Source organism: Thermostichus sp. MS-CIW-26, assembly GCF_054059115.1.
Map to the genome: position 1 here is coordinate 57605 of NZ_JBSSBV010000012.1, position 11084 is coordinate 68688.

Below are 11084 nucleotides of genomic sequence, written 5' to 3' on the forward strand. Positions count from 1 at the left end.
AAACAACGCTCCTCCCAGTCTTTATGAAGCCGCTACGCACGTTTAAGGTCACTCCCTACCTGCCTACTCCGCTGGAAAGTCTGCGCTTGTTGGCTTACAACCTGCATTTTAGTTGGAACGTAGAAACCCGCAGCCTATTCCGGCGCATGGATCCCGATCTGTGGGATGCCTGTGCCCACAACCCGGTGGCTCTTCTGGGTCGGATTCGGCAGGAACGGCTGGATGAATTGGCGGAGGATCCCGGCTTTTTGGCCCAGTTGGAACGGGCCAGCCAACAACTGCAGAGCTACCTGCAGGAGGACACTTGGTATCGCAAGTATCGTTCGGCCCAAGCGGTGGAAGGGGAGTGCTACGCCTATTTTTCGGCAGAGTTTGGTTTGGCGGATTGTCTACCCCTCTACTCAGGCGGCTTGGGGGTTTTGGCCGGGGATCACCTCAAGGCGGCCAGCGACCTGGGCTTGCCCCTGGTGGGTGTGGGCTTGCTCTACCAAAAGGGGTATTTCCGCCAGTACCTCAACCCCGACGGCTGGCAGCAGGAACGCTACCCAGTTAACGATTTCTTTAACATGCCCCTGGAGCTGCAGAGAGATGCGGAGGGCCGCGAAATTCGCATCGAGGTGGATTATCCCAACCGCAAGGTGTTCGCCCGCATTTGGAAGGTGACGGTGGGGAGGGTGCCCCTCTATCTTCTGGACACCAACATCGAGCCCAACAGCCAGTACGACCAAGACATCACCGATGAGCTGTACGGTGGCGACCAAGATCTGCGCATCCACCAGGAGATCATGCTGGGGATCGGCGGCGTGCGGGCTTTGCGCGCCCTTGGCATCCATCCCACCGTCTACCACATGAACGAAGGGCACTCGGCCTTTTTGGCAGTAGAGCGGATTCGCCTGTTGATGGTGGAGCAGGGGCTGAGCTTTGAAGAGGCCTGGCAGGTGGCCAAGTCCAGCCAGATGTTTACCACCCACACGCCGGTGCCCGCCGGGATTGACTTGTTCCCGCCCGACAAGATCGATTACTACCTCGGCTTCTACTACAGCCAGATGGGCCTGAGCCGGGAGCGCTTTTTGGCTTTGGGACGGGAAAATACCGGCGACTTCCAATCTCCCTTCAGCATGGCAGTGCTGGCCATCAACATGGCCTCTTTTGTGAACGGTGTGAGCAAGCTGCATGGGGCGGTTTCCCGCAAGATGTTCAGCCGGCTGTGGCCTGGGATCCCGCTGGAAGAAGTGCCGATTACTTCCATCACCAACGGGGTACATGTCCGCACCTGGGTGGGGGAGGAGAACCAAGCCCTCTACGACCGCTACCTGGGGCCGGATTGGGCAGAGGCTCCTCCTTCGGATCCCCTCTGGCAAAAGGTGGATCGGATTCCGGATGGGGAATTGTGGCGGGCCCACGAGCGCAGCCGCTCCCGCCTGATTAACTTTACCCGCGAGCGCTTGATGGAACAGCTCCAGAAACGGGCTGCCTCAGCGGCTGAGATCCAACGGGCCTCTGAGGCCCTCAACCCGGAGGTGCTTACCATTGGGTTTGCCCGCCGCTTTGCCACCTACAAGCGGGCCACCCTTTTGTTCCACAACCTGGAACGGCTCAAGGCTTTGCTCAACCATCCTCAGTACCCGATGCAGTTTATCTTTGCCGGCAAGGCCCACCCCCGCGACATACCCGGCAAAGAGCTGATCCGCCAGATCGTGCAGGTGTCGCGGCAGCCGGAGTTTCGCCAGCGCTTGGTTTTCATTGAGGACTACGACATGTATGTCACCAGCTTGATGGTGGCCGGGGTGGATGTGTGGCTGAACAACCCCTTGCGCCCCCGGGAGGCCAGCGGCACCAGTGGCATGAAGGCGGCAGCCAACGGTGGACAGAACCTCAGTATTTTGGACGGCTGGTGGGACGAGGCTGACTATTACCAGACCGGCTGGCCCATTGGCCGCGGTGAGGAGTATGAGGATCGCGCCTATCAAGATGAGGTGGAGTCGAATGCCCTCTACGACCTGCTGGAACAGGAGGTTGCCCCTCTCTTCTACCAGCGCGGCAGCGATGGCCTACCCCATCAGTGGATCCAGCGCATGAAGCAGGCGATTCGCCTCAATTGCCCCCAGTTCAGCACGCAGCGCATGGTGTTGGAGTACGTCCAGCGAGCCTACATTCCTCTCAGCAACTACTTCGACCGCATGCGCCGTGACCACTTCGAGTCGGCCCGCCAGTTCGTTCGTTGGCAAAACCACCTGCAGGAGCATTGGTACAACATCCAGGTTCTCAACGTCCAGATCGAAACCCCGAAGAAAGCTGCCGCTGCCGGCCTTGCCTTGGCACAGGATGACCAAGTGGTGATGGCCAGGGATCCCCTCACCGTGACGGTGGAAGTGCGGCTGGGATCCCTGCAACCTCAGGATGTGATTGTGCAAGCTTATCAGGGGCCGGTCAAGGATGATGGCCAGATTCAGAAAGGACAGGCAATCTCCCTGCGCTATGTGGAGACGCTGGAGGATCGGGCCATCTTTTCCGGCCAGATTTGCTATGAGGCCAGCGGCTTGCAAGGGTTAGCCATCCGCTTGCTGCCCTTTCACCCCGATATGCACGATCCCTATGAGCTGCGGTTGATGCTCTGGGCGTGACATACTCCCATCACTGACCCTACGGGTACAGTGTGGGCCTCTCGCTTCATCGGGGAGCCTACGCAAGAACCCTCTGCGAGCAGACACGGGATGTCCCACTGCGTAGCTGCACCAGATTCCGGCAAAGCCGTTTTGTGCAACTACTCTCATCATACACCATGTGGGGGTATCTGTATCCCGACACTGACGCTACGGGTACAGTGCGGGGCTTAGCTACCCCCACACCCCCACAAGCTAAAGGGTTGGGAGGAGCACGGGGATCCCCTTTCTACTCTATGATCCAAGTGAGCTACGGGAGCTTTTTGGGCTCGAGCTGTTCGGCGTTTTTCGCTGCCAAATCGGGCAGAATCAGAGAGAAGCTCGCGAGCAGATTAAAAAAACAGGATACGCTCGTAACAGCGGTGCAGAGCAGTATGTTCAGAGCCCACGACTCTGCCGGTTTGCGCCTTTTGATTGCGGTTGCCCTGTTGCTGGGGAGCATGGCCAGCTGGCGGCAGGATCGTCTTTTGGCAGTGATGGGCCTGGTGGGTGCAGCCGCCATCTCTGCCTTTACCCGTCCGGCCATCTTGGCCTACAACCGTGGTCGAGAACGGTGGCTGAACCGGGATTTGCTGGGGGCTATTGAACAGCTCAGCTTGGCTCTGCAACGGGATCCCTGCCTGGCCAACGCCTACATTTTGCGGGGAGAAGCCTACTTTGCCCTCGGCCAAGTTCCCCAGGCCCTGGAGGATTTCGGCCAGGCGATCCGGTTGGCCCCGCGGCGACCAGAACCCTATTTTTATCGCGGGCTGATTCGTCAATCTCAGGGGGATCTCCAGGGAGCAACGGCGGAGTTTGCTGAGCTGGTGCGCCTACACCCCAATGTCCCCCACCACCTCAGCTTGGCCAACCTGCTCATGCAACAGGGATCCCTGCCTTTGGCCCTAGCCCACCTGGATGAAGCCATCCGACTGGATCCCACCTCAGCGCTTGCCCATTCCCAGCGGGCCCGTTTGCACAGCTACCTGGGCGAATGGGAGGCGGCTTTGGCCGATTGGTCGCAGGCTATTGACTGGGATCCCAGCCCAGCCCACTACTACCAGCGGGGGGTGACCTACGCCTGTGGTGATCACTTTGACGAGGCCATTGCCGACCTCAGCCGCAGCCTAGAAATAGAACCCCAACAGCCCAACGTCCTCTACAGCAGGGGCAACCTTCTCTATGCGCTGGGGGAGATCAAAGCTGCTTTGGACGACTACGAGCGGGCCTTTCGCCTGGAAGCGGACATGAACCGCATCGACCTCTCCGACGAGTATGGGTTGTACGGACGAGGGCTGGCCTACTGGAATATGGGAGATAAAGCAACAGCTTTTTCGGATTTGCAGGCAGCTCTGCAGGTCAGCCGCCAACATCACAACCTGGCCTTGGAGCAGCGGGTACGCCGGTCTCTGCTGCAACTTAGCAATCCCGATTCTGCCTAGCGGAATTGACGTTAACTAGCTATTCCTTAGTAGGTGCTTTGCCTGACGCTGCAACTCCACGACGCTGCCGCTGAGGCCCAGATCCTGAATCGCCTGCAGCGGCTGACAGAGTTTTCTGTTCCTGAGGCAGCGGGGGGTTGAGACCGAAGCAGTAGCCGACATTGCGCACTGTGTGGATCAAGCTGGGCTGGCGCGGATCCCGTTCCAGCTTTTTGCGCAACGAGAGGATATGGGTATCGACGGTGCGAGGGTTATCGGTGGAATCCGGCCACGCTCGCTCCAGCAGCTCTAGACGAGAGACGGGATCCCCGTCCGCCTGCACCAGCACCATCAGCAGGCTAAACTCCTGGGGCGTGAGGTCGATCCCTTCCCCAGCCAAGGCGACGCGCCGTTGCACCAGGTCAATTTTGAGATCCCCGTACTGCAGAAAGGTAGGGGGGATATGACGCTGTCGCCGCCGAGCCAAGGCTAGAAGGTGGGCATCCAGCAGTTGCATACTAAAGGGCTTGGTGAGGTAATCGTCCGCTCCTGCTTCTAGGCCGGCGATAATGTCCGCCTCGGATCCCCGGTGGGAGAGTAGCAAAATCAGCAGATCGTACTGGCGATGGGCCCACCGGCACAATTGCAGCCCGCCGCGGTTGGACAGCTCCGCATCCAAAATCAGCAGGTGAATGGGCTGGTGTTGCAGCAGAGTCTTTGCTTGGCGAAGGGTCTCTGCTTCCCAAACTTGGTGTCCGGCCTGTTGCAAATGCCAACACAGCAAGCTGCGCAGATGAGGGTTGCCTTCTGCCAGCAAGATGTGCAAGGGTTGCATGGCTGTTCGGTTGGGATCCCGCCCACATCATAGTGCTCCGCACCGCTGACGCGACAGTGCTCCGCACCGCTGACGCGACAGTGCTCCGCACCGCTACCGCGACAGTGCTATGCCTCCGGCACCCTACCGGGAACCGCACTGCTGTCCCAGTAGATAGCGAGTCACCTTGGACTCCGTCCCGCTAGCGCGAACGGGCAATGCTGTTCGCCTAAGGACTCCGTCCCGCTAACGCGATTGGCAGCGCGCGGCGTTATAGACTGACAATCTCTACCAAGACCAAGGTGCTCCGCACTGCTGACATGATGGCCGATTCTCTCCCCCCCATTTCCGAGCGCAAACAGGATCACCTGGACATTGTTCTGCAGCAGGATGTGGCTGCCAAAGGGATCCGCACCGGGTTTGAGCGGTTTTTCTTTGAGCACGTGGCGCTGCCGGAGCTGCTGTTGCCGGAGATCGACCTAAGCTGCGAATTCTTGGGAAAACGCCTACAGGCACCCCTGCTCATCAGCAGCATGACGGGGGGAACAGAGGCTGCCCATGAGCTAAACCGACAACTGGCCGCCGCTGCCCAACAGTTGGGCATTGCCATGGGGGTGGGATCCCAGCGGGCAGCCTTGGAACATCCAGAGCTAGCCCGGACTTACCAGGTGCGCCAAGTGGCCCCGAATATTCTGCTGCTGGCCAACCTGGGTGCCGTTCAGCTCAACTACGGCTATGGGTTGGAGCAGGCGCGACGGGCGGTGGAGATGATCGAGGCGGATGCGCTGATTCTGCACCTCAATCCTCTCCAGGAGGCGGTTCAGCCCCAAGGGGATCCCGACTGGCGTGGATTGTATGGCCGCATCGAACGGTTGGTGGCGCAGTTACCGGTGCCGGTGGTGGTGAAGGAAGTGGGCAATGGCCTCAGTGCCAAAGTAGCCCAGCAGCTGGCCGAATGCGGCGTGGCAGCCCTGGATGTGGCGGGGGCGGGCGGCACCAGTTGGAGCGAGGTGGAGGCCCATCGCCAAACAGATGCTCTCAAAAAACGCATCGCCCACAGCTTCAGGGACTGGGGGATCCCAACGGCTTTGTCCCTGCTGGAAATTCGTCGCCTGCTGCCGGACTTACCCCTGGTGGCCAGCGGCGGCATCCGCAATGGCATCGACGCGGCCAAAGCTATCCGTCTGGGAGCCGATGTGGTGGGTATGGCCGCCCCCGCTTTACACGCCGTCTCCCAAGGACAGATGCAGGCAGTGGTGGACACCTTTCGCGCCGTGATCGAGGAGCTGCGCATTGTTGCCTTTTGCACTGGATCGGCCAACTTGGCTTGGCTGCGACAAGCTACCCTGCGGCGGCAGGATACTTGGGATCCCTTGCCCTAAACTCCAAGCACTTGCCACAAACTGAGGGTCAATACCAGAGCCCCCAGATGATAGGGCCACTGTATGCTTTGTCGAGATGCTTTGTCGAGATGCTTTGTCGAGCTATTTTGCCGGTCAGCACCCAGGAGAGAACCAGAGCCAAGATAGCGTGGATCCCTGGAAAAACCGAATCACCGCCCGGTAAACCTGCCAGAGATAGAAAGAAGGGATCCCGGCTGGGAGAAAGTTGCTCAGGTTACCAGCAGCACCTAACCTGCCTCCATCTGGACGGTCAAGGCAAGTGCAATTGTCGGCTAATCCGCACCATCGGCCCCAGTCCCAGTCCCGTTGGGTTCAAAGCCTGCATCTCAAACAGGGCCAGAATGTGGCGCACTTGCAGCTCTGGACGGGCAGAATTCACTCCCATTGCCACCACCAAGCCGCAATAGCCACCCGTATCGCGGCAACGCCGCTCCCAGCGCTTGCGAGCCATGGAGTGGACGGGATCATCTTCGGGAAACTCCCCAAACAGGTGCAGGTCACGATTGCCCGTTTGCACAATTTCCAGGTCGTAGCGATCGCCATCGAAGGGATCCACCCCTGTGTTGAAACAAACGCCTTGCGGCCCACCTTCCCCACGCAAATTCTCGATGAGCTGCTTTGCTTTTGATCGAGAGGTGCGCACAATCACCACCGGCAGCCCTTCTCCATTTTTCACCAGCTTGCTTTGGGGGAGGGGATGCCATTGCCCCGTGCGCCGCAGCATTTCCACCGTTGTCCACGGCAAGACCCCCAGACCTATCTGCGCCCCTTCCGGCACCAAATCATCCCGCAGCAGGGTTTGGGCAGGTTCTTCCTCCTCCCCTTCCAGCTGCAGCAGCTCTTCAGCCACGTCCGGCAGAGTGCGCACCTGCACCGAAAGGGTTGCTCCCTTCTCTTGGGGGTTGGGAATGCGGTACCGGCCTTGATAGGGTCGAAAGTCATCTTCCAGCTTGCGGTGGTACTGCTTGAAGAAGCGATGCAAGGCTTCCAAGGCCACCGATAAGGCCGCCGCCTCATCCTCCTGCAAAGTCACGCGCAAGCCTTCCAGGGGGTGAATGGTGCCGAAGTTCGGCTCAATTTCCTCGGGATCCAAATCTGCCAAGTCCAGATCCGGCAGTTCGTTAAGTTCAGGATTGCGAGCTTGGAATGTGAGATAGAGACAATCTTGTCTGAGGAAGGCTTCCTCCATCTCTTCGGGAGTATCCGGCTGGCCCGCATCCTGGCGAAACTGTTTAAGAGAGGGCAGCGAGCGATAAAAAAGCACCCCATACTCCATGCCCAACCGCCCCATCACCGAGACGTAAAGGGTTTGGATGTCCCAGTGATCTAGGTCGATGGCCAAGATTTGGTGATCCTCTAGGTAATCCCAGGGGGCATCTCGCCAGAGGGTAAGGGCTTTGCCGGCCAGCAACTCAACATAGTGTTCCGGCAGAGGGGGAGGGATCCGTTCGTTGGCCTCTTCAAAGCTCTGCAGGATCTCATCGATTAGAGGCAATTCCGGCTGGCATTCCACCTTGATGTCCAGCTCGTGCAGGATGCCGCGCAAGAAAAATTGCACCTCTCGATCCCGCACGATGATCTTCTGGGGACGAGCAGGTGAGGCAGCATGGGGCCGCTCCATAGCCATGATCAAGGTTCGCACCATCGGCTCAAAGCCAGAATCGGCGGGCACCACTTCCATGGCCCGTACCACGCCCTGAACGCCATCTACCCAAAGAATGCACTCCCCTTCCGTTTGGGATCCCATGGGTGGCGATCCTGAGAGCTTGTGGCGATCCCCTTCCCACACGGAGGGCACCTGGGGCAGCTTTTGCAATCGACGAACCGTAGCGGCTGGGAGACCGGACATAGACATCCAAGAAGAATCAGGAGAACAACCCAATCGGCTGAGTAGGTATGCCAAACTGAGCAGGGATCGGCCTTGGCCTCCTGTCAACAAGACCTAGGGATCCCGCTAATGCCAATCTAACCACCAGTGTAGAAGCTGAGTTCGGCTTCAGCGAGAGGAGACAGCAGAGCCAAGTTCCATGGCACCAGAAGCTGATGGTCAGATTCGAACTGACGACCGCTCGATTACAAGTCGAGTGCTCTACCAACTGAGCTACATCAGCAATTTCTGCTCACCGATTCTAGCATTTGTCCCCTGCGAACTGGGGCTCGCAGGGAAGGACGCCCAGCCGACTTCACGAGTCAGCTACTGCCGATCCACTGCTGGGCGAGCAATGGGAGCCAGGTAGATCACCAAAGCCCCTGCCAGAAACCCCAAGACGTTGCGCAAGACCGGGATCCAATCCTGCGTGCGTGTGACCACCGGGCCGATACCGAAAGCCCCGAACAAAATGAACCACAGGGGAGAAATGAGCAAGGCCCAACGCCAGTTAAACAGCTCCTCCGCATGGCGGGGCTTGCCGGCAAACCCAAGGACAATCCCCCCCAAAATCGAGGTCACCAGCGTTAGGATCCACTGCTCTTGAGGCAGGCCGGGCACCACACGGCAGCCCCCCTGATGAAAGCAGCGATCCAAGACATCAACGGTCTCTAAGATGGCGCGGTGGGTGCCGTGCTCCCGCACATAGAATTGGTTGCCAAAGCGAGATTGCAGCTCAATCCAAAAGGTACGTGGCAAGATCTCGCGCACAGCATCCCCCACATTAAACGCCAGTAAGTTGCCCCCCCTGGGATCCGCCACCATCAGAACGCTGCGCTCATTCAAGCCCCAGTATTCCTTCACCTGACGACCCGGTGTTTGGTCGAACTGAGTCAGCACCCGCAGCTTCCAGCCGGTGTCTTGCTCTAACTTGTTCAGATGCTGGGCCAGTTGAGCTTCCTGATTGCTGGTCAACTGATCCGCCAAGTCCAAGACCGGCACGGGCGGCTGAGGCAGCTCCATCGGCACCACCGGCAGGGCAGGTTGCGCCCAGGTCAGGGATCCCCCGCCCACCGCAATCAACAGCCCAAGGCAAAAGCCCACCCCAACGCGGAGTATCCGTTGCCACTCGATGCTCATGCTGATCCCTCTCTTAGCTTTGACGCTGAGATACTGAGAAATGATGTTAAGAAATGTTTCAATTTCTTATAGATCTATCATGCACCGGAACAAGACGTTTGGCCAGAGGGATCCCGAGGAAGCAGCGGTGGCGAGGGCGATGTTTATATCAAGCTGGGGCTAAAGGTGCCGGCAGGGTCGAAGTGCTGCTTCAGCTTGCGCATTAGGCTGGCAGCCGGGCCAAAGTCATGGGCAAGAGCCCTCTTCAGAGCTGGCGGCGCCTCCAGAAGCAGGAGAAATCCGCCTGCGGACTTGAGGTAGCGTTGCAGTTGCATTAGGGATCCCACTTCTGGCTGAACCAGCCAAGCCCGCCCTAGCCCACAGCCTCGGTGCAGTTGCACCTGAGCCCCAGGGAATAGGGTTTGAAACTGCTCCAATGTTGCCAAGCTCTGACTGGGCAGGCACCCGAACTTGGCCAGCACCGCCCCTGAGCCGGGTTGAGGCAGGGACAGAGAGCCGGGATTCACTTCCTGCAAAGTCAGCCCTGCAGGGGCCAGCCGCCGCGTTTGGGCCATCTGTTGGGCGATTGCTCGCTCCGATCCATGAAAGCTGAGCCAAACCTGGGATCCCTCTGCCCTTAGCCAGAGATCCACCCCCACAGGGTTAACCGGGCCGGTCAGCACCTGCTGACACAGGACCTCCAGCTCCGGCAAAGATCCTATGGCCAGCAAAGCAGACTGAGCTGCCGGCAACGGGTAAAGCCGTAGGCTCACCTGGGTCAAAATTCCTAGGCTGCCCAAGGATCCGGTGAACAGCTTCATCAGGTCATAGCCAGCAACATTCTTGACAACCCGCCCGCCCGCTTTGGCCACCTCCCCATCCGCCCGCACCCAGGCTATGCCCAGTAGCAAGTCGCGGATCCCGCCGTAACGCCAGCGCAGAGAACCCGTATCGGCAGTGGCGATAATGCCCCCCAGGGTAGCCCGCTCCGGATAGAGGGGATCCACCGGCCACCATTGCCCCCGCTCGGCCAAGATGTGTTGCAGTTCCGCCAAAGTCATGCCAGCTTCCACCGTGACGGTGAGATCAGCAGCCGCATGGTCGATGAGCCGGCGTAAGCCGCGCGTGCTGAGAACCAAATCCACCGGCTCCACAGAGTGGGCCCAGCCCCACTTGCTCCCCTGCCCCAGCGGCAGCACTTTCCGCCCTTGGCACTCCTTTAAGATTCCGGCCAATTCCGAGACCGTTGATGGAGTCTGGATCGGCAAGGGATCCCCTGGATCAGATAGCAAGGTCGCCAGTGAATGGGGAGAAGACATTGGGGAAAGCGAAGCAGAGAGTGACATCCTCCCGACGCTGACCCTACGGGTACAGCGCGGGCTTCCTAACCTCACGGTTAGGCATTCCTGCCCCACGCCACTTATCTAGGTCATAGACCCCCGACAGAACGACTTGGCAGGCTGTTTCCGTTCCCCAGAGTCCCTGGGCTACTACATTCTCTAGTCCACGATGCAAAACCATTTCTGCTGCTGCATGGTCACGATGAGTTCGATACCCACACTCAGGACAATGATGCTCCCTTGCTGTCAACGTTTTGCTGACAGTAGCAAAACATTTGGGACAGGTTTGGCTAGTCCCGTTGGAGTTGACTTTAGCGAAGTACACTCCACGTTTCCAGCACACCCATTCCAACAGAGACAGAAATTGTCCAAAGGCGGCATCAACACAACCTTTTCGCAGCATTCCCCGTGTCAAGCCTGTGACATTGAGGTCTTCTGCAAAGATGGTTTGCGCTTGGTCACAAAGCTTATGAGCCGT

Annotated in this window: 8 protein-coding genes and 1 tRNA gene; 3 read left to right on the top strand and 6 right to left on the bottom strand. The window is 58.9% G+C overall.

The window, feature by feature from the left end; translation table 11 throughout:
- Nucleotides 1-23: 23 nt before the first annotated feature.
- A complete protein-coding gene (gene glgP / locus ACVWZU_RS06190) occupies nucleotides 24-2624 on the top strand; it encodes an alpha-glucan family phosphorylase (protein ID WP_414406484.1) in 2601 nt (866 codons plus the stop codon).
- A gap of 413 nt (nucleotides 2625-3037) precedes the next feature.
- Nucleotides 3038-4084, top strand: coding sequence for a tetratricopeptide repeat protein (locus ACVWZU_RS06195; RefSeq protein WP_457443909.1), 1047 nt, complete (start codon nucleotides 3038-3040; stop codon nucleotides 4082-4084).
- Between the two features lie 19 nt (nucleotides 4085-4103).
- Here ACVWZU_RS06195 and ACVWZU_RS06200 read toward each other — a convergent pair whose 3' ends face one another.
- Nucleotides 4104-4898 carry a response regulator transcription factor gene (locus ACVWZU_RS06200; protein ID WP_457443911.1) on the bottom strand — a complete coding sequence of 265 codons (795 nt, stop codon included), beginning with the start codon at nucleotides 4896-4898 and terminating at the stop codon, nucleotides 4104-4106.
- A 302-nt stretch (nucleotides 4899-5200) separates the two neighbouring features.
- Between ACVWZU_RS06200 and fni the strand changes: the two genes are divergently transcribed.
- Nucleotides 5201-6259 carry a type 2 isopentenyl-diphosphate Delta-isomerase gene (gene fni, locus ACVWZU_RS06205; RefSeq protein ID WP_457443921.1) on the top strand — a complete coding sequence of 353 codons (1059 nt, stop codon included), beginning with the start codon at nucleotides 5201-5203 and terminating at the stop codon, nucleotides 6257-6259.
- A gap of 271 nt (nucleotides 6260-6530) precedes the next feature.
- Here fni and ACVWZU_RS06210 read toward each other — a convergent pair whose 3' ends face one another.
- The 5 genes from ACVWZU_RS06210 to ACVWZU_RS06230 all read right to left on the bottom strand — a co-directional run bounded on the left by ACVWZU_RS06210 (nucleotide 6531) and on the right by ACVWZU_RS06230 (nucleotide 11009).
- Nucleotides 6531-8129, bottom strand: a complete 1599-nt coding sequence (locus ACVWZU_RS06210; protein WP_457443912.1) for a DUF6930 domain-containing protein — start codon at nucleotides 8127-8129, stop codon at nucleotides 6531-6533.
- Nucleotides 8130-8318: 189 nt separating this feature from the next.
- Nucleotides 8319-8391: transfer RNA gene (locus ACVWZU_RS06215), tRNA-Thr, on the bottom strand.
- An 83-nt stretch (nucleotides 8392-8474) separates the two neighbouring features.
- Nucleotides 8475-9287, bottom strand: coding sequence for a TPM domain-containing protein (locus tag ACVWZU_RS06220; RefSeq protein ID WP_457384620.1), 813 nt, complete (start codon nucleotides 9285-9287; stop codon nucleotides 8475-8477).
- Nucleotides 9288-9430: 143 nt separating this feature from the next.
- Nucleotides 9431-10558: an FAD-binding oxidoreductase gene (locus ACVWZU_RS06225; protein WP_457443914.1), complete on the bottom strand. Its 1128-nt coding sequence runs from the start codon at nucleotides 10556-10558 to the stop codon at nucleotides 9431-9433.
- A 70-nt stretch (nucleotides 10559-10628) separates the two neighbouring features.
- Entirely contained in the window at nucleotides 10629-11009 is a 381-nt protein-coding gene (locus ACVWZU_RS06230) for a zinc ribbon domain-containing protein (protein ID WP_457443922.1), read from the bottom strand.
- Between the last annotated feature and the right edge of the window lie 75 nt (nucleotides 11010-11084).